General features: G+C 66.2%; 11 protein-coding genes and 1 tRNA gene. 8 read left to right on the top strand and 4 right to left on the bottom strand.

What is annotated here, in order from left to right; genetic code table 11:
- Positions 1–70 precede the first annotated feature (70 nt).
- On the top strand, positions 71–6016 hold the full coding sequence (locus D9V34_RS16415; protein ID WP_121689602.1) for a GH92 family glycosyl hydrolase: 5946 nt from the start codon (positions 71–73) through the stop codon (positions 6014–6016).
- 68 nt (positions 6017–6084) lie between these two features.
- Here the strand turns inward: D9V34_RS16415 and pgm are convergent, their stop codons facing one another.
- On the bottom strand, positions 6085–7731 hold the full coding sequence (gene pgm, locus D9V34_RS16410) for a phosphoglucomutase (alpha-D-glucose-1,6-bisphosphate-dependent) (RefSeq protein WP_121689531.1): 1647 nt from the start codon (positions 7729–7731) through the stop codon (positions 6085–6087).
- 77 nt (positions 7732–7808) lie between these two features.
- Between pgm and pheA the strand changes: the two genes are divergently transcribed.
- Both pheA and gdhA read left to right on the top strand, forming a co-directional pair.
- A complete protein-coding gene (pheA, locus tag D9V34_RS16405) occupies positions 7809–8765 on the top strand; it encodes a prephenate dehydratase (protein ID WP_121689530.1) in 957 nt (318 codons plus the stop codon).
- Positions 8766–9092: 327 nt separating this feature from the next.
- Positions 9093–10442, top strand: a complete 1350-nt coding sequence (gdhA, locus tag D9V34_RS16400) for an NADP-specific glutamate dehydrogenase (protein WP_121689601.1) — start codon at positions 9093–9095, stop codon at positions 10440–10442.
- Positions 10443–10593: 151 nt separating this feature from the next.
- Here gdhA and D9V34_RS16395 read toward each other — a convergent pair whose 3' ends face one another.
- Positions 10594–12474 carry an amidase family protein gene (locus D9V34_RS16395; protein ID WP_245992061.1) on the bottom strand — a complete coding sequence of 627 codons (1881 nt, stop codon included), beginning with the start codon at positions 12472–12474 and terminating at the stop codon, positions 10594–10596.
- Positions 12471–13283 carry a cohesin domain-containing protein gene (locus tag D9V34_RS16390; RefSeq protein ID WP_121689528.1) on the bottom strand — a complete coding sequence of 271 codons (813 nt, stop codon included), beginning with the start codon at positions 13281–13283 and terminating at the stop codon, positions 12471–12473. The genes D9V34_RS16395 and D9V34_RS16390 overlap by 4 nt, the downstream gene beginning before the upstream one ends.
- 354 nt (positions 13284–13637) lie before the next feature.
- On the opposite strand from D9V34_RS16390, the gene D9V34_RS16385 reads away from it, so the two are divergent.
- A complete protein-coding gene (locus tag D9V34_RS16385) occupies positions 13638–15074 on the top strand; it encodes an SIR2 family protein (protein ID WP_121689527.1) in 1437 nt (478 codons plus the stop codon).
- A gap of 71 nt (positions 15075–15145) precedes the next feature.
- Positions 15146–15322: a hypothetical protein gene (locus tag D9V34_RS17910; RefSeq protein WP_183092014.1), complete on the top strand. Its 177-nt coding sequence runs from the start codon at positions 15146–15148 to the stop codon at positions 15320–15322.
- Positions 15323–15329: 7 nt separating this feature from the next.
- Here D9V34_RS17910 and D9V34_RS16380 read toward each other — a convergent pair whose 3' ends face one another.
- Positions 15330–16337 (bottom strand): diacylglycerol/lipid kinase family protein, encoded by a 1008-nt coding sequence (locus D9V34_RS16380; RefSeq protein ID WP_121689526.1) that lies wholly within the window; start codon positions 16335–16337, stop codon positions 15330–15332.
- 68 nt (positions 16338–16405) lie between these two features.
- On the opposite strand from D9V34_RS16380, the gene serS reads away from it, so the two are divergent.
- The 3 genes from serS to D9V34_RS16365 all read left to right on the top strand — a co-directional run bounded on the left by serS (position 16406) and on the right by D9V34_RS16365 (position 18741).
- On the top strand, positions 16406–17665 hold the full coding sequence (serS, locus tag D9V34_RS16375; protein WP_030149399.1) for a serine--tRNA ligase: 1260 nt from the start codon (positions 16406–16408) through the stop codon (positions 17663–17665).
- A gap of 60 nt (positions 17666–17725) precedes the next feature.
- The gene (locus tag D9V34_RS16370; RefSeq protein WP_245992060.1) at positions 17726–18583 is read left to right on the top strand and encodes an HAD family hydrolase; all 858 of its coding nucleotides are present in this window, start codon (positions 17726–17728) and stop codon (positions 18581–18583) included.
- 70 nt (positions 18584–18653) lie between these two features.
- Positions 18654–18741: transfer RNA gene (locus D9V34_RS16365), tRNA-Ser, on the top strand.
- The last annotated feature ends 62 nt before the right edge of the window (positions 18742–18803 follow it).

The raw sequence follows: 18803 nt of genomic DNA, 5'->3' as shown, positions 1-18803 counted from the left end.
TGCCACGCAATGATGCAGTGCGCATGATGCGGGTTCCTCCCAACCGGTCCTTCAATGACGAAAGGCAAGCATGTCGGAGCAGTCCCATCCCCTCGCGCCTCCGGCGCACGGGCGCACCCCCGCGCCCGATCGAGGTCATGTTAGTCACCCCCTCGGTGCGGAACGATCCGCACGCCCCCGCCCCCGCCCCCTGCGCCGCCTCGGCGCGCTGGGGGTAGGCACCGCGCTGGTACTGGGCGGATTCTCGCCGGTGCTCTTCGCGGCCCCCGCCAGCGCGGCCCCCGCCGAAGCCAACTTCGCCAGCTCGTTTGAGGCCACCGATCCGGCCGCGCTCTCCAACACCGTCGAGCAGCGCGACGGCAAGCCGTGGCAGCAAAACGTGCAGGGTGTTGGCCTGCCCGACCTGATGAAGGCCCTGGGTTCGGTTTCCGCGAGCGCCGAGAACGCGCCGAATGAGGCCGCAAAGTTCGCCGCCGACGGCGACGCCGGAACCAAGTGGCTCGCCTTCACCACCGCCGCCACCCTGGACTACACCTTCACCACCGCGCAGACCGCGGTCACCTACAAGCTGGTCTCCGGCAACGATGCCCCCGAGCGCGATCCGCGCACCTGGCGCATCCTCGGCTCCAATAACGGCACCGACTGGACCGAGCTGGATTCCCAGACCGACCAGTCCTGGAAGTCCTCCGAGCGCGGCGTCGCCAAGGAGTTCACCCTCAAGACCACCGGAACCTTCAGCAAGTACCGCCTCGACATCGCCTCGAACCAGAGCGGCGGGCTGATCCAGCTGGCCGACTTCCTGCTGGCCGGGGCGATCCCGGAAAACCCGGTCGCGACCCCGATTAACACCGAGGTGGGCTCGGGCCCCTCCGACGGGTTCAACATCAAGGCCCGCGTCGGCTTCACCGGCGTGCGCGCCCTCAAGTACTCGGGTGCCCACACGGCCGAGGGCCGCGGCTATGCGTCCAACGTGATCTACAAGGACGTCTCGATCCCGGTCACCGACACCAGCCGACTGAGCTACCTGCTCTTCCCCGAACTCACCGGTGGCGACCTGCAGTACCCCTCGACCCACACCGCGGTCGACCTGCACTTCACCGACGGCACCTACCTGTCTGACCTGTCCGCCAAGGACCAGTATGGATATGCGGCCACCGCGCAGGGTCAGGGCACCGGCAACATTCTTTACCCCAAGCAGTGGAACTCGGTCCGGGTGGACCTCGGCCGGGTGGCCCAGGGCAAAACCATCGACCGCTTCCTGCTCTCCTATGACAACCCCGGAGCCACCGCGAGCACCGCGTTCTCGGGTTGGCTGGATGACCTGAAGATCGAGGCCACCCCGGCCACCATCGACGGCAGCAGCCTCACCCACTACGTGGACACCCGTCGGGGTACCAACTCCTCGGGCAGCTTCTCGCGTGGATCCAACGAGGCCATCACCTCGGTGCCCAACGGCTTCAACTTCCTGGTTCCGGTGACCAACGCGCGGGCAACCTCGCGCACCTACCAGTACCAGCAGGGCAATGACGCGCAGAACCGCACGCCGTTCCAGGGCCTGGCGATCTCGCACCAGCCGAGCCCGTGGATGGGTGACCGCAACCAGTTCTCGGTCATGCCGGTGCCCGGCGCGGGTGCCCCCAGCGGCAACCCGGGCCAGCGCTCGACCACCCTCAAGCACGAGAACGAGACCGCTCAGCCCGACTACTACGGCGTGAAACTCGACAATAAGGTTTCCGCCGAGATGACCCCGTCCGATCACGGCATGGTCATGCGCTTCACCTTCGACGGCAACGACGGCAACGTGGTGTTTGACTCGCCCAAGGCCGATCAGAAGTTCACCATCGCCGCCGATGGCACCGTCACCGGCTGGGTGGATAACGGCTCGGGCTTCCGGGTCGGCCAGTCGCGCATGTTCATTTCGGGCAAGTTTGACCAGACCCCGCGCAGCCTGGGAACCCCGTCGGGTGCCCAGGGATCCACGATGTTCGCGGCCTTCGACACCTCCCAGGCCAAGACCGTAACCCTGCGCATGGCCACCTCGCTGATCAGCCTCGATCAGGCCACCAAGAACCTCGGCCTAGAGATCGGCAACCAGTCCTTCGACCAGGTGCGTGCCTCGGCTCAGAAGATCTGGAATGACCGCCTGAGCGCGATCACCGTGGAGGGTGCCTCGGAGACCGAACTGGTTTCGCTGTACTCCAACCTCTACCGCCTGAACGTGTATCCCAACGTGCAGCATGAGAACACCGGCACCGCCGATCAGCCCGTGTACAAGTACGCGAGCCCGGTCAACACCAAGACCGGCACCGCCACCGACACCAAAACCGACGCGCAGATCCGCGACGGCAAGATGTATGTGAACAACGGCTTCTGGGACACCTACCGCACCGTATGGCCCGCCTATGCGATGCTCTACCCTGATGTGGCCGCGGACCTCGTGGACGGATTCGTGGAGCAGTACCGTGCCGGCGGCTGGGTTGCCCGCTGGTCCTCGCCCGGATACGCGGACATCATGACCGGCACCAGCTCGGACGTCGCGTTTGCCGACGCCTACCTGCGCGGTGTCAAGCTGGATGATCCGCTGGGCACCTACGACGCCGCGGTCAAGAACGCGACCGTGGTCTCCACGAGCTCCAACGCGACCGGACGTAAGTCCATCGGTACCTCGACCTTCCTGGGATACACCCCGGCCAGCGAGCACGAGAGTGTTTCCTGGGGTCTTGAGGGCATGATCAACGACTATGGCATCGGCAACATGGCCGCCGCCCTGGCCGAGGATCCCGCCACTCCGGAGGACCGTCGCGCCCAGCTGCGCGAGGAGGCCGAGTACTTCACCGACCGCGCCACCACCTATGTCAACATGTTTGACCCGGCCATCAACTTCTTCCAGGCCCGCAACGCCGATGGCAGCTTCCAGGTGGCACCGGAGAACTACGACCCGACCACCTGGTGGGGCCCCTACACCGAGACCAACGGCTGGAACTTCGCGTTCCACGCGCCGCAGGATCCGGCTGGGCTCGCCGCCCTCTACGGTGGCCGTGCGGGACTGGAAAAGAAGCTGGATGACTTCTTCTCGATCCCCGAGACCTCGGCCGGACCGATCCACGAGGAGATCGAGGCTCGCGATGCCCGCTTCGGTCAGTGGGGAATCTCCAACCAGGTCTCGCACCACATTCCGTTCCTCTACAACGCGGTGGGTGCCCCGGCCAAGGCTCAGGCGATCACCCGCGAGGCGATCAAGCGCAGTTTCGCCGGTTCGGAAATCGGTCAGGGCTACCCCGGGGACGAGGACAACGGCGAAATGTCGACCTGGTACCTCTTCAGCGCCCTGGGCCTGTACCCGCTGCAGGTGGGATCGAGTGAGCTGACCATCGGCTCGCCGCTCTACACCAAGGCGACCGTCAAGCTCGGCGACAAGACCCTGGTTATCAACGCGCCGAACAACTCTGACGAGAACACCTACGTTCAGTCGCTCAGGGTAAATGGGAAGGCGTACTCGAGCACCTCGATCGACTCCAACCTGCTCGCCCAGGGTGGCACGCTGGACTTTGTGATGGGTGCCAAGCCTTCGGCCTGGGGCACCGCCGAGGCGGATGCTCCGCCCTCGCTGAGCACCGGGGAGCACCCGGCTTCGCCGCTGCTGGACTCGGCCGATCCCAAGATCGCCCGCGTCACCAGCCGCGACGGGGAGAACACCGCCAACCTGGTGGACAACAACGCCGCCAGCCAGGTGTCCTTCGCCTCGAAGACCCCGCAGATCACCGTGGCCTACCAGGGGCCGGCCCAGTCGCCGACCTTCTACACGCTGACCTCGGGTACCTCCACGGCCACCGCCCCGACCGGGTGGACCCTGGAGGGCAGCAACGACGGCAAAACCTGGAGCGTGGTGGATACCCGCCAGAACCAGAAGTTCGACTCCGCACTGCAGACCCGGCCGTTCAAGATTGCCCAGCCGGGCAGCTTTGCACAGTTCCGTCTGAACGTGACCTCGGGTGGTGACAGCGTGGCCCTGGGCGAGCTGGAACTGCTCGCTCACGCCTCGGATGCGTCGGGATCGCAGCTGACAGTTTCCCCGGCACAGGCACTGGGTGCCCGCTCCGGTGTGGCCGAGACGCTGAACCTCGGTGGTATCAGCGGTGGCGATCCGAAGGGTTACACGGTCAGCGTGAACTGGGGCGATGGCAGTGCCGCCGGCACCGCCACCCTGGGATCGCCGACGCTCGGGGTCTACCCGGTTTCCGGTTCGCACACCTATGCCGAGCCCGGTGAGTACCGGGTCACCGTGACCGTCACCGACGGGGCGTCCACCGCCTCGGCGATCCTCCCGATCACGGTGGACTACCTGGAGCCGGGCAGCCTGCGGGCGGCCTTCGACAGCCAGTGCATCGCCGATGACGGTGTGGGCGCCAACTGTGACGCCAAGGGCATCTCGTTCCCGCGCAAGGGTCTCGCCGATGGTGGCCTGACCCAGGGTGTGGAACACGGCGTCCCGGGCACCGACCTGCGCTTCACCATCCCGGTGATCCCCGCGGGCGCTCCGGACAACGCCACCGGTGCCGGTCAGGTCATCCGCCCGAACCTGGGCGAGGATGCGACCAAGCTGTCCTTCATCGGTGCCGCTACCGAGAAGAACCAGGACACCACCGCCCTGGTCACCTTCACCGACGGATCCACCGAGACCATTCCGCTGCAGCTCTCGGACTGGACCAAGGGTGGAAACTCGCAGGCGACCCCGCTGTACGGCAACATCGAGGTGGTGAAGTCGAGCTATCGTCTGGCCGGGCCCAGCCCGTCCAACGTGCCCTCGTACTTCTTCTCCACGGTGCCGTACTCGATCCCCGCGGGAAAGACCGTGCAGACGATCACCCTGCCGGTTCAGCCCGGACAGCCGGGCGTTGAGGGTCGCGTGCACGTGTTCGCGATCGCCAGCAACGGCACCGCCGCGGACACCGCCTTCACCGCGACCGCGGGCACGGATATCGCCGTGGTTGCCGGAGAGAAGTTCTCCGCCGACCTCGCCACGGTGACCCAGGCCGCCGGTGCCATCGCGCCGAAGGCCCGCGTTCAGTGGGGTGACGGATCGGACATCCAGGATGTGGAACTGGGTGCCCTCACCGACGGCAGCGCGACCATCACCGCCGAGCACACGTTCACCGAGCCGGGCACCTACCCGGTTGTGGTGACCGTGTACGGCACCTCGGGCACGCAGCAGCTGCGCCTGAGTGCCGAGGTGACACCGGTCAAGGTGCCGTACTCGCCGACCATCGCGGTAGCCCCGGCCGGCGGCGTTCGCGCCGGCGGTGAGGCGACCATCACCGGTGCGGGCTTCGCGCCGAATGAGAAGGTCAACGTGAGCGTGGCCATCGACCCCGCCATCACCCGAGAGACCACCGCCAACGCGGAGGGCGAGATTTCGCTCACCGTGACCGTGCCGAAGAACACGCCCGCGGGCGTACTCGGAGTCACCGCGGTGGGGGAGACCTCGGCCGTTCCGGCCAGCGGAACCCTGACCGTGCTGGAGAACACCACCACGCCGGTCTACACCCCGCAGGTGCGCTCCAACGCCCAGAACGCCCGCGTGGGTGACCTGGTGGAGATCACCGGTGAGGGCTTCGCTCCGGGAGAGAAGATCACCGTGGTGCTGCACTCCGACCCGATCACGCTGGGCACCGCCACCGCGGACCCGCGCGGCGGACTGGTGTTCTCCTTCACCGTGCCGAAGGGTGCGGAGGTGGGTCAGCACGAGATTGTGGTGACCGGTGCCACCTCGGCCGTTGATGCACGAATGGCGTTTGAGATCCTGCCCGCCCAGGTCCCGGGAGACGGGGGAACCGGCAACGGTGGCCCCGGATCGGTGGACCCGGTAACCGGGAAGCCGATCACCAAGCCGGGCGGCGGCATCGCCACCACCGGTGCCCCCGAGTCGAGCGCCCTGATCGCGGGCCTCGGACTGCTCACCCTGATCGCCGGAGCGGGAGTCTTCCTGCTGCGTCGTCGCCGGGCCACGCAGGACTAGCGTTCACCGCAGCGGCCCCTCCCGAATCCAGGATTCGGGAGGGGCCGTTGTGGTGTCGGGTCGGGGTTTTACGCGTTGCCCAGGGCGGCGGCCACGATCGCGCGGGCCTCCTCCTGCACCTGTGCCAGGTGTTCGGCACCGCGGAAGGACTCGGCATAGATCTTGTAGACGTCCTCGGTGCCGCTGGGACGCGCGGCAAACCAGGCGTTCTCGGTGACCACCTTGAGGCCGCCGAGGGCCGCGTCGTTGCCGGGGGCGTGGCTGAGCGCGGCGATGATGGTCTCGCCGGCCAGCTCGGTCGCGGTGACCGCGGCCGGGTCCAGCTTGCCCAGGGCTGCCTTCTGCGCCGGGGTGGCCGGGGCATCCACGCGCTCATAGGCGGGATCTCCGAACTCCTCGGTCAGTGCGCGGTACAGCTCGGAGGGGCTCTTGCCGGTGACCGCGCGGATCTCGCTGGCGAGCAGCGCCAGCAGGATGCCGTCCTTATCGGTGGTCCACACCGAACCATCAAAGCGCAGGAAGGAGGCACCGGCGCTCTCTTCGCCGCCGAAGCCCACGGATCCGTCGATCAGGCCGGGCACAAACCACTTGAAGCCCACCGGGACCTCCCACAGCTCGCGGCCGATGCGGGCGGTGACCCGGTCGATCATCGAGCTGGACACCAGGGTCTTGCCCACCCGTGCATCCGCACGCCAGTTGGTGCGGGTGCTGAAGAGGTAGTCGATCGAGACGGCCAGGAAGTGGTTGGGGTTCATCAGACCCGCATCCGGGGTCACGATGCCGTGCCGGTCGGAGTCGGCGTCGTTGCCGGTGAGAATGTCGTAGTCGGCGCGGTGCTCCAGGACCGAGGCCATCGCGTTGGCGCTGGAGGGATCCATGCGGATCTTGCCGTCCCAGTCCAGGGTCATAAACGCCCAGCGCGGATCGACCTCGGGGTTCACCACGGTCAGGTCGATCCGGTAGCGGTCGGCGATGGCCTGCCAGTAGGTCACGCTGGCACCGCCGAGCGGGTCGGCACCGATGCGGATGCCCGCCTCGCGGATCGCATCAAAGTTGATGATCTCGGCCAGCGCCTCGACATAGGCCCCACGGAAGTCATAACGCTCGACCAGTGCCGGCGGCTCGGCCGGGTTGATTTCGGCGACGCTCTGCACACCCTCCAGGTCCGCGGCGATCAGTTCGTTGGCGCGGTCGGCGATCCAGTTGGTGGCGTCGCTGTCGGCGGGACCACCGTGCTCGGGGTTGTACTTGAATCCGCCGTCGGCGGGCGGATTGTGGCTCGGGGTGACGATGATGCCGTCGGCGCGCTCGGCCCCGGTACGGGTGCGGTTGTAGTCGATGATCGCCAGGCTCAGCGCCGGGGTCGGGACCGCCTCATCGTGGGTGTCGATCAGCACGCGGATACCCGCGGCCACCAGCACGCGCAGCGCGGTGGCGAGGGCCGGGGCGCTCAGCGCGTGGGTATCAGCCCCGAGAAACAGCGGGCCGGTCAGGCCGTGCTGGGCGCGGTACTCCACGATCGCCTGGGTGATCGCCAGGATGTGAGTCTCGTTGAATCCGGTGCGCAGCGAGGAGCCACGGTGCCCGCTGGTTCCAAAGACCACGCGCTGTTCGGGGATGGAAACATCCGGGGTCAGCTCGTAGTAGGCGGCGATCAACGCATCAACGTTGATCAGATCGGATTCGGTGGCACGGGTGCCGGCACGGTCGCTCATATCCCCATTCTGCCAGGTTCCCCATCGAATACCGCGGAAGCCCGCGCTTCCGCCGAGACGGGCACTATGCTCGTACCATGTCTGACTCGCCCGTATCCGCGCCAACCCGTACCTATAGCTACCTGGGTCCGCGGGGCACGTTTACCGAGCGGGCCCTGGCTCAGGTGCCCGAGGCTCAGGGGCAGACCTGGCGTCCGGTGCAGAACCTGGGTGAGGCGCTGGACGATGTGATCACCGGGCGCAGCGATGCGGCGATGATCGCGATTGAGAACTCGATCGACGGGGGCGTCTCGGTTGCCCAGGACGCCCTGGCCACCGTGCCGGGCCTGCGCGTGATCGGCGAATACCTGGTGCCGGTGAGCTTTGACCTGGTGGCCCGCCGCGGCACCACGCTGGAGGATATCCGGGTGATCAACGCTCACCCGGTGGCCTATGCGCAGAGCCGCGAGCTGCTGGATGCACGCCTGCCCGGGCACGGCCACATTCCCGCCGCCAGCAATGTGGCCGCCGCCGCCGATCTGCTGGACACCCCGCATGCCGACGCGGCCGTGGCCCCGCCGGGCATCACCGACCATTACGACCTCGAGGTTTTGCTGACCGATATCGGCAGCAACAAAAACGCGGTCACCCGCTTCCTCCTGGTGAGCACCACCCAGGCGATTCCGCCGCGCACCGGGGCCGATAAAACCAGCCTGATCGCCGAGCTGCCGGGCAACGAGTCCGGTGCCCTGCTGACCATGCTGGAGCAGTTCTCCACCCGCGGGGTCAACATGTCGATGATCGAGTCGCGTCCGGTCGGGGACGAGATGGGACGCTACCGGTTCATCATCGACGCCGAGGGTCACATCCTGGATGAGCGGATGGCCGAGGCCCTGCTGGGTCTGCGTCGCAGCCTGGCCCGGCTCACCTTCCTCGGTTCCTATCCGGCCGCCGATCGCTCGGCCATCACCGTGGATTCGCGTTTCTCCGATTCGGTCTTCCTGGAGGCCCGTGAGTGGCTGCGTCAGATCCTGGGTGCCGATTCGCGCGGATAGCACTCGCGATCTGCGAGGTCCGATTCGCGCGGTTTGGGCGGCGGATGTGCAAGAAATTCCTCAAAATTGCGAACGTGCGTATTTACCGCGAGTTTCCGCGGAATTCCGCCGAATTTCAGGTACGTGAGGGTTCCCTAGAACGGAAAAAAGGTTGCCTGGGACGAATCTCGGATTGACGTGATGCCGCCGGACACGTGAAACTAACTCTTGGCCCCATAAGGGCCGCGAACCGCAACGTTGCGTTCTCCACTAGGAGTGGTCGGCGCACGCTGTCGGCCCTGAAGACCGCAGCGTTCCCCCCGTTCCGAGAGAGTTTCCTTCGTGTCTATCCCCTTTGCAACATCCGACACCGTTCGCCCCGTCTTTGAAGCCGCCGTTGCTCGCAACGCCGGAGAGCCCGAATTCCACCAGGCCCTGCACGAGGTGCTGGAATCGCTGGCACCGGTGCTCGCCGAGCACCCCGAGTATGTCGAGGCCGGCATCCTGGAGCGTCTGGTTGAGCCCGAGCGTCAGATCTTCTTCCGCGTGCCGTGGGTGGATGACTCCGGTGCCGTGCGGGTCAACCGCGGTTACCGCATCCAGTTCAACTCGGCCCTCGGCCCGTATAAGGGTGGACTGCGTTTCCACTCCTCGGTCAACGCGTCGATCATCAAGTTCCTCGGTTTCGAGCAGATCTTCAAGAACGCTCTGACCGGTCAGGGCATCGGCGGTGGTAAGGGTGGATCTGACTTCGACCCGCACGGCAAGTCCGAGGGCGAGGTCATGCGTTTCTGCCAGTCCTTCATGACCGAGCTGCACCGTCACATCGGCGAGTACACCGACGTTCCTGCCGGTGACATCGGCGTGGGTGGCCGTGAAATCGGGTACCTCTTCGGCCAGTACCGTCGCCTGACCAACCGCCACGAGTCCGGTGTGCTCACCGGTAAGGGCCTGGGCTGGGGCGGCGCGCAGGTGCGCACCGAGGCCACCGGTTACGGCGCCGTGTTCTTCACCCAGGAGATGCTCGCCACCCGTGGCGAGGAGATCGAGGGCAAGACCGCGATCGTGTCCGGTTCGGGCAACGTGGCGATCTACGCAATCCAGAAGGTTTCCCAGCTGGGCGGCAAGGCGATCACCGCCTCCGACTCCTCGGGTTATGTGGTGGACGAGGCCGGTATCGACCTGGATCTGCTCAAGCAGATCAAGGAGGTTGAGCGCCTGCGCATCTCGGTGTACGCCGAGCGTCGTCCCTCGGCTCGCTTCGTTTCCGGCGGCAGCGTCTGGGATGTTCCCGGCCAGATCGCCCTGCCCTGTGCCACCCAGAACGAGCTGAGCGCCGAGGCCGCGGCCACCCTGATCAAGAACGGTGTCCAGGCGGTTGCCGAGGGCGCGAACATGCCCTGTGTCCCCGAGGCCGTCGAGGCATTCCAGGCCGCGGGCGTGCTGTTTGGACCGGGTAAGGCCGCCAACGCCGGTGGCGTGGCCACCTCCGCGCTGGAGATGAGCCAGAACGCCGCGCGTCAGCACTGGAGCTTCGCCGATTCGGAGCTGCGCCTGCACTCGATCATGTCCGGTGTGCACAAGGCTTCGTTCGAGGCCGCCGAGCGCTACGGCCAGCCGGGTAACTACGTGCTGGGTGCCAACGCCGCCGGTTTCGTGCGCGTGGCCGACGCGATGCTCGCCCAGGGTGTTATCTAGTCTCTGCCGTCATAACGCCGCGGCCCGGCACCCCTCGTGGGTGCCGGGCCGCGGTGTTGTATTCCCTCGGTTCGCAAACAAAACAAAACAAAATTTGTTTTTGGTTTTGTTTTGCCGGGATCTGAGTGAGCCGGGCGGCGCTTCTAACCGCTTACTTCACCAGCGCCGGGTACAGCGCCGGGGTCGTGCGGTAGTGGGTCGCCTGCTCAAACGAGTAGGCGAGCCCGATCAGCGGACCCTCGGCGAAGTCGCGGCCGAGGAATTCCAGGTTGACCCCGGCCCCGACCGGTCCGCCGTCGGCGGCGATGGACTGACCCATCGGCACCGTGATCGCCGGCATGCCGGTGTTCGGGCTCAGGCGCATGTTGGTGCCCAGGCTCGCATACGGGTTACCCGAGGGGTAGACCAGGGCGTCGAGGTTCTGATCGTTCAGCATCCCGGTGACCAGGGTCTTCCCAGCGGCCAGCTGCAGCGTGTGCGAACCCTGCGGTCCCGCCCACGCCTGGTAGGTGTCCTCGGTGATGGCGGCTCGCTGCACGTAGGTGCTCCGACGCGAGGGAACAAACTTGCCCGAGTCCACAATCTGGGTGAGTGAGCGCGCGGCCACCTCGGGGGCGAGGTGCGCGGCCGCGTAGTTGTTGAGGTCGTGATTGAGCTCGTTGGTGCTGCCGCTACCCTCGGCAAGGACCCGGTTGAAGTCCGCGGTCGGGGCGATATCCACAACGGTGGCACCCTGGGCCTCCAAGGTCGCGCGGGCCTGGGCGAACAGGCGCACGGTGGTGGCGTTGGTGCCGATCATCGTGGTGACCACGCCGATCCGCTTACCCTTCAGCGCGTCCTTGTTCAGAGATGCGGTGTAGGAGGTGGGCACCTTGCCGGCCTGGCTCTGAGTGACCGGGTCGGCCGGGTCGATCCCCGGAACGGTATCCAGGGCAATGGCCGCATCGGTCACGCTGCGGGCGATCGGACCGCCGGTGTCCTGGCTGAGGGCCAGCGGGATGATGCCGTCACGGCTGGCCAGGCCCACCGTGGGACGGATGCCGACCAGCTGGTTGTAGGTCGAGGGGATCCGGATCGATCCACCGGTATCGGTGCCGAATCCGAGCCCGGCGAGGTTTGCCGAGACCGCCGCACCGGTACCGCCGCTGGACCCACCGGCCGACTGGGTCGTGTTGTACGGGCTGGCAACCAGGAGCGAGGATCCGGCGGGCTGACCGGCCGAGAACTCGGACACAAACCCGAACGCGAACTCGTCCAGGCTGGCCTTGGCGAGGATGATCGCCCCGGCCTTGCGCATCCCGGTAACCATCGCCGCATCGGTGCTGGTCTGGTTGTTGTCCCAGCAGCCGCAGCCGCCGGTGGTGGGCATGTCCCTGGTGTCGTAGTTGTCCTTGACCACGATCGGTACGCCGAGCAGCGGGCCGGTCATCCCGTGGGCCTTACGGTCGGCGTCGGCGGTGGCCGCGGCTGCGAGGGCCGTCTTATTGGTGTTGATGACCGAGTTGAGTGGACGCCCACCCGCGCCCTGGTCGACCAGGGTACGGTCATAGGCGGCGATGCGGTCCAGGTACTCCTGGGTGATCTTGACCGAGGACGTCACCCCCGCATTCATTGCCGCCTGCATGTCGAGCACCGAGGCCTCAACAAGGGAGAACGGGCCGTCGTTGTAGACCATCCGCTGGGACAGCGCGGCCACATCGTGCACCGTGATGACGCCGTCGCCGTCGGTGTCCGCCTTGGCCACCTTGGCCCAGTCGGCGTCGCCGGTGCGGGCACCCAGGTGGGTGGTGAGCAGGGTCAGATCCGCGGTGGTGACCTGGTGATCGCCGGTCAGATCCAGCTCGGTGTAGTACGGCGCGAGCAGCAGCCCACCGGGAACCGGGGCGGGTTCGGCGCTCGCCGCGGGGGCGACGATCGCGACCGTGCCGGTGATGATCAGGGCGGTGCCCAGTGCGGCGGCCGTGCGCAGGGTGCGGGGGCTGAGGGAGGTCATCGGGAAGGCCTTTCCAAAACGGGTGGGTGTGGTACTCATCGACGGGCCGCCTTTCGGCTCCGCAGGAGGACCAACCCGGCACCGAGTGCAACGAGGGCTCCCAGGAGGGAGAGCCCGATCGTGGCACCGGTGCCGGGCAGGCCGCCGGCGCTCCCGGCACCGGCGGTCGGGGACGCCGAGGAAATCGGTGCGGCGGAGCTGGGGGATCCCGGAGTGGCGGATGCGCTCGGGGAGGGGCTCGAGCCGGGATCGGCGGATGCGCTTGGGCTGGGGCTCGCGGTCGGCTCGGCGGCCGCGATCACTCGGATCGTGGTCTGAGGCAGGCTCGTTCCGGCAGTCTCGGTACCGGCACCGTCGACCAGGCTGAGCGCGGTCAGCGCCAGGGCGGTGGTTCCCGATCCGGTCGCGGTAAAGCTCAGGGTCAGGGTAATTTCTCCGTTCAGTGCGGGGGATCCGCCCAGTCGGGTGTGCACGATATCGATGCCGGTTGCCGACGGCGCAGCCGAGGTGAAACCGCCCTCGGGGCCGCTCACGCTGGACTCGGTGTAGTGCAGGAGTGTGGGGTCGGCGGCGAGGGTGGCCTGCAGGGCGAAGGTGTCGCTGACGCCGGTGAGGTGCAGGGTGACCGGCACCGCCTCGCCGGCCGTGACACTCTCCGGTGCGGTGATGGTCACCGTGGGGCTCGCGGGTGCTGCAACCGCGGGGCTGGCCAGGCCGAGTGCGCTCACGAGGGCGAGGGTGCCGATCAGGAGGGATGCCTGAAGGCGGCGAAGCCGGGACGAACCGGATGCTGTCTTGACGGCCGCAAAGTCGGGCTGCGGCCGTGTTTTGGGTACGGGAATGGGCATGGTGCAGGGTCCTTACTGCTGTGGGGACACCGGACCTAGCGCCCGTCGCGAACCCCCGCTGCCATCGGTGGTGGCGGCCGGGTGCGACGAAGGGGAATGGCGATGAGACGGTGGTGTTGGGGACACCCGTGGTGCGGGATTAACGCCGAAGCGGTTGTCCCCACAGTAGGGATGCCGTGTTCGGGCGCGATTGCGCGCGCGTTTCCGCCGTGTTACATGTATGGCAGGCGGGAGCATCGGACGGGCATCAGACGCCTGTCCACCGACTTCCTCCACAGGCAGGCAATTCCGCTGTTTTTCCACAGATCCCGTATCCCAAGCGCCCCCGGACATCGCCCATGACACGCTTCGTGCATGAGCGCTCCCGACCTTACCCCGGCCATCATGGCCCAGTTTGCGGCGTCCGGTGCGGACAAACACCTGACGCTCCTGCTCGGCGCGGGCGCATCCGTTGCCTCGGGCCTGCCCGACTGGAACGAACTCGCGGTGCGTCTGCTACTGCGCAGCGGTGCGGTGCGCGACCGCCGTCTCGCCGAACTCCTCGTCCGCGAGCAGGACCCCCTCCTGGTCGCCGAGGCAGCCAAGCAGAGCCTGGGCAGCGAGTGGGAGGCGAGCGTGCGGCAGGCACTCTACGGCAACTTTCAGGGGCCCGGGCCCTCGACCCTACACTTTGCCATTGCCAGGCATTGCTTGGATGAGCAGCCCGGAAAGACCACCCTCATCACGTTGAATTTTGACACCCTACTTGAACAGGCGGTTCGGTTGCTTTCCACCAGGCTGAGGGGCCGCGCGGGGGAATTTGCTGCTCAGGCCGAGTCTGGACATGAGCATGGAGTGAAGGCCCTGCCTCAACGCCAGGCTCGGGTTCATCACCTTCACGGCGTTGTCGGCCCCACCGGCACTAAAAATCTGATTCTCGCTCTTTCCGATTACAACGAGGTCCTCAGCGCCGGGATGCCCTGGCAGCAGGTTCTCCTGATCCAATCATTGCGTCGGGGTGCGCTCATCCTGGTTGGTACGTCATACCGGGACCCAGACGTCAGGAAATGGTTTCACCATGTGATGCGAGATCACCCGAGAAATCACTCGGCGATTGTCCTGCTCGTCCGCGAATCATTTCGGCTGGGCCGTGACGAGTTTGACGAGATTCTTCCTGCTCTTGCTAGTCAATGGAGGGCGATTGGCCTTGAGCCCGTGATCACTTCAGATTTTTCCGATGCGGTTCAGATTGTTCAGGAGCTCGCTCACATTCATCGTCCGGGATATCTGTCCCCGCAGGAGCGTGCCCGGCTTATTTGGGACGCTCACACGGCGAGGTTCAACGAGTATCAGGACTCATACGCGCGTCGGCTAGAGTCCGAAGCACACGACCTTTGTCACATGCTGCACGGTACCAACGTCCGAACGAGTTTATGGATCGCGGATGGTAACGGCTACTTGGTGAGATGGGCTGTAAGCGATCGTATATATCGGTCTCCGGACGTGCTAACGTCCGTGCCCACGGGGCAAGAAAGTTCGGTCCTTGCCGGGCGAGCTCTTTCCGCCGAGGCACCGCTCTGGGAAGAACCGACAGCGCATTCTGGTCACCAGTGGGGCTGCTCGCTAGCCATCCCCGTCTGGACCCAAATCCGGGAACTACCGCCCGCCGTAACCGCGGTGCATGTCATTGATTTTTTGGCACCAATTGGCCAGATGCGTGCCGCCCTCGAAATTAACGCGCTGGGGATCAACGGACTGGAAACCGGGTGGGGCGACCGCCTCTCCCATGTGGTATCCACCCACCCGGCTTAACGTGTGACCACCAAAATATGTGCGGCGCATCGACGCGCATGAGGAGATTCACATCATGAAAGGAGAGCGACATGACAAATTCCCGAACATACCTGCAGGACTTAGGCGGCGGGCGATACCGCGTACTGGGACTCCTGTTAGATCCGTGGACCGGCCGCTACATCACCGATGAGGAGGAGCTGGAACAGGCATGGAGGATTATGCGTGACGCGGCAGCCGAGGCTGAAGCTCCCGGCCCTCCCGGCTGATCCGCTTCTACGAGGTCAGCTCCACCAGCGGCACCCGCACCAGCAGGGTGCTCGGTTCGGTGCCCACACGGGCACTGACGATGCGGCCCAGTTCGTCGCCGTCGATCTCGAAGGACTGCGGTTCGTCCAGGCGGACGTTGACCTCGGCGGTGCGCAGGTAGCTGATGGTTTTGGTGCCCTTGCGGCCGCGGGTCACGGTGATGATGCGCTGGCCGATGCGGCTCTTGCGCAGCGAGCCATTCTCCCAGCGCAGCTTGCGCCACACCTTAAGCCAGCCAAACAGGCCCGCGGGCTGCAGCACGGCGAGGTCTAGCTGGCCGTCATCGATGGCCGCATCCGGCATCAGTTCGAGGCCCCCGGGCAGGCTGCCACAGTTGCCAAACAGGATCGTGGAGACACTGACGCTGTGCTCGGAGCGTCCGGCCAGCTGATAGCGCAGACGGAAGGGATGTGCGTTGGGCAGGGCGCGCATGCCCGCGTCCACATAGGCGAGCCAGCCCACGGCCTTTTTCAACGCCGGATTGGTATTGGCCATGACCGTGGCATCCAGCCCGATTCCGGCCATCACTAGGAATGAGTGTTCCGAGCCCCGACCCTGCTCATCAATCACGTTCATGATGCCCATGTCGATGGGACGCGACCGACCGGCGAAGCCGATGTGAGCGGCGGTGTCCAGATCGCTCAGCGGGAGGGAGAGGTTGCGTGCCAGCAGGTTGCCGGTGCCGCTGGGGATCAGGGCGAGCGGAACCTCGGCACCGCGCAGCGCATCGGCGACCGCCCGGACCGTCCCGTCGCCGCCGGCGGCGAAAATCAGGCTGGCCCCATCGGCGAGTGCGGTGCGGGTGATTCCCCCGCCCGGGTCGGCCTCGCTGGTCTCGTACCAGAGGGTCCGCGCCCATCCCTCATTCTCGGCGGCGGTGTTGATCGCGGCCTTGAGCTCGGACAGTTTGACCTTCACCGGGTTGTACACCACGGCTGCGCGCGGCCGGGAGTGATCGGGGCGAAGCGGATTCATGTTCCGACGATAGCGCGGTTTTGCTCGGATACGGCACGTTTGGCCGCGACACGGCCTAGACTGGGTGGGTGATTGATCCCGTACTTCTGCGTGAAAACCCCGACCGTGTCCGTGCCTCCCAGGCTGCCCGAGGGTCCTCGGTAGAGCTAGTAGACAGTGCTCTTGAGGCCGATGCGGCGCGTCGCTCGACGATCACCGCATTCGAGGAGCTCCGCGCCGAGCAGAACGCCTTCGGAAAGACCGTGGCCCGCGCGGCCAAGGAGGACAAGGCCGCCCTGGTTGCCCAGGCTCAGGAGCTTGCCGCCGCCGTGAAGAACGCGCAGCAGGTTGCCGGTCAGGCCGAGGAGACCTACCAGGCCGCGGTGCGCGCGATCGAGAACATCGTGATCGACGGTGTGCCCGAGGGCGGCGAAAAGGACTTCGTGACCCTGCGCGAGGTTGGCGAAAAGCCCACCTTCGACTTCGAACCGCGCGACCACCTGGCCCTGGGCGAGATCCTCGGCGCAATCGACATGTCCCGCGGTGCCAAGGTTAGCGGGGCTCGTTTCTACTTCCTGCGTGGCATCGGTGCGCGCCTGGAGATCGCCCTGATGAACCTGGCCCTGGACCGCGCCCTCGAGGCCGGTTTTGTGCCGCTGATCACCCCGACCCTGGTGAAGCCCGAGATCATGGCCGGCACCGGCTTCCTCGGTGCCCACGCCGACGAGATCTACCACCTGCCCGCCGACGACCTGTACCTCACCGGTACCAGCGAGGTCGCCCTGGCCGGATACCACTCGGATGAGATCCTCGACCTCGAAGCGGGCGCCATGCGCTACGCCGGCTGGTCCACCTGCTACCGCCGTGAGGCCGGTTCGCACGGGAAGGACACCCGAGGCATCATCCGTGTGCACCAGTTCAACAAGCTGGAAATGTTTGTTTACACCACCCCCGAGGAGGCCGAGGCGGAGCACCTGCGTCTGCTGGCCATGCAGGAGGGAATGCTGCAGGACCTCGGTCTCAGCTACCGTGTGATCGATACCGCGGCCGGCGACCTGGGTTCCAGCGCCGCCCGTAAGTACGACGTTGAGGCGTGGGTTCCCACCCAGGATGCCTACCGCGAGCTGACCTCCACCTCCAACTGCACCACCTATCAGGCTCGCCGCCTGGGCACCCGCTACCGCGATGGTTCGGGCAAGACTGCCCCGGTCGCAACCCTGAACGGCACCCTGGCCACCACCCGCTGGATCGTCGCCATCCTGGAGACCCACCAGCAGGCCGACGGTTCGGTTGTGGTGCCCGAGGCGCTGCGCCCCTACCTGGGTGGACTGGAAGTGATCACCGCCTAACCGATTACCCGGCACAGAGTGACGGGATCAGGACAAGACGGCCGTAATACGAGGAGTGGTGTGAGCGAACAGGTTGCCGAGATGGCTGCGGGACTCCCGGTGGAAAACACCGAGACGTGGCTGGTCGCCCTCGACATCGACGGAACCGTCGCGCACGAAAGCGGCAGGATTTCCCCCGAGGTGCGAGATGCCGTGCGGGCCGCCGTGGCGCGCGGGCACGAGGTGATGCTGGCGACCGGTCGTAGTTGGGGTGCCACGCACACCATCATGGCCGAGCTGGGGATCACGCCGAAGTACGTGGTGTGCGCCAACGGTGCGATGATCATGCGCCGCGAACCGGCCTCCCCGGATGCGGACCCGCAGGGCTACGTCATCGATCACGTGGAGACCTTCCTCCCCGACGACGTCCTGAAGACGATTCGACCGCACCTCAGCGACGGCCGCTACCTGATCGAGTATCCGGGTGGCTTCCGTCGCTATACCGAGGGCATGTACGAGTGGGACCTCAATAACGCCGAACAGGTGGAGTTTGAGGAGCTGCTGGGCACTCCGGTGATCCGTGTGGTGGTGGTTTCTCCCGAACATGATGAGGCTGAGTTCAGCCAGGTGGTGTCCGAGATGGGGCTGCACCAGGTGGCGTATGCCATCGGTTGGACCGCGTGGATGGATATCGCCCCGCTCGGGGTCAATAAGTCCACCGCGCTGGAGATCGTGCGGGACCACCTGAATGCGCCACCCGAGCGGATCCTGGTTGCCGGCGATGGCCGCAACGATGTGGAGATGTTTGAGTGGGCGCGCGAGCATGGTCGCGCGGTGGCGATGGGCCAGGCCCCCGAGGCCGTGTTGGCGGCTGCGGGCGAGATTACCGCGGGTGTGGCCGAGGACGGCCTGGTCCGGGTTCTCAATTCGTTGCCGTAGTTTTCTTCGGTCCTAGTAGGGTGCTGAGCGTCCGCTAGACTGGGAACGTTCGTGGGGAAACCCGCGAACTGGAGGGTTGTCCGAGCGGCCGATGGAGCTGGTCTTGAAAACCAGTGGGCAGAAATGTCTCGTGGGTTCGAATCCCACACTCTCCGCCAATGACTCCCCCGGGATTACCCGGGGGAGTTTTTTAGTACCCCCGTGGGACCCCCAGTCTGGG

The sequence above is a fragment of the Mycetocola lacteus genome (assembly GCF_003667575.1).
GTDB classification, from domain to species: Bacteria; Actinomycetota; Actinomycetes; order Actinomycetales; family Microbacteriaceae; genus Mycetocola; species Mycetocola lacteus.
This window is presented reverse-complemented; position numbering and strand designations above follow the sequence as displayed.

What these genes read in the sequence shown, in the direction of transcription:
- D9V34_RS16415 (WP_121689602.1), top strand. Translation starts at nt 71, where the DNA reads ATGTCGGAGCAGTCCCATCCCCTCGCGCCTCCGGCGCACGGGCGCACC.
- pgm (WP_121689531.1), bottom strand. Translation starts at nt 7,731, where the DNA reads ATGAGCGACCGTGCCGGCACCCGTGCCACCGAATCCGATCTGATCAAC.
- pheA (WP_121689530.1), top strand. Translation starts at nt 7,809, where the DNA reads ATGTCTGACTCGCCCGTATCCGCGCCAACCCGTACCTATAGCTACCTG.
- D9V34_RS16395 (WP_245992061.1), bottom strand. Translation starts at nt 12,474, where the DNA reads ATGAGTACCACACCCACCCGTTTTGGAAAGGCCTTCCCGATGACCTCC.
- D9V34_RS16390 (WP_121689528.1), bottom strand. Translation starts at nt 13,283, where the DNA reads ATGCCCATTCCCGTACCCAAAACACGGCCGCAGCCCGACTTTGCGGCC.
- D9V34_RS16385 (WP_121689527.1), top strand. Translation starts at nt 13,638, where the DNA reads ATGAGCGCTCCCGACCTTACCCCGGCCATCATGGCCCAGTTTGCGGCG.
- D9V34_RS17910 (WP_183092014.1), top strand. Translation starts at nt 15,146, where the DNA reads ATGACAAATTCCCGAACATACCTGCAGGACTTAGGCGGCGGGCGATAC.
- D9V34_RS16380 (WP_121689526.1), bottom strand. Translation starts at nt 16,337, where the DNA reads ATGAATCCGCTTCGCCCCGATCACTCCCGGCCGCGCGCAGCCGTGGTG.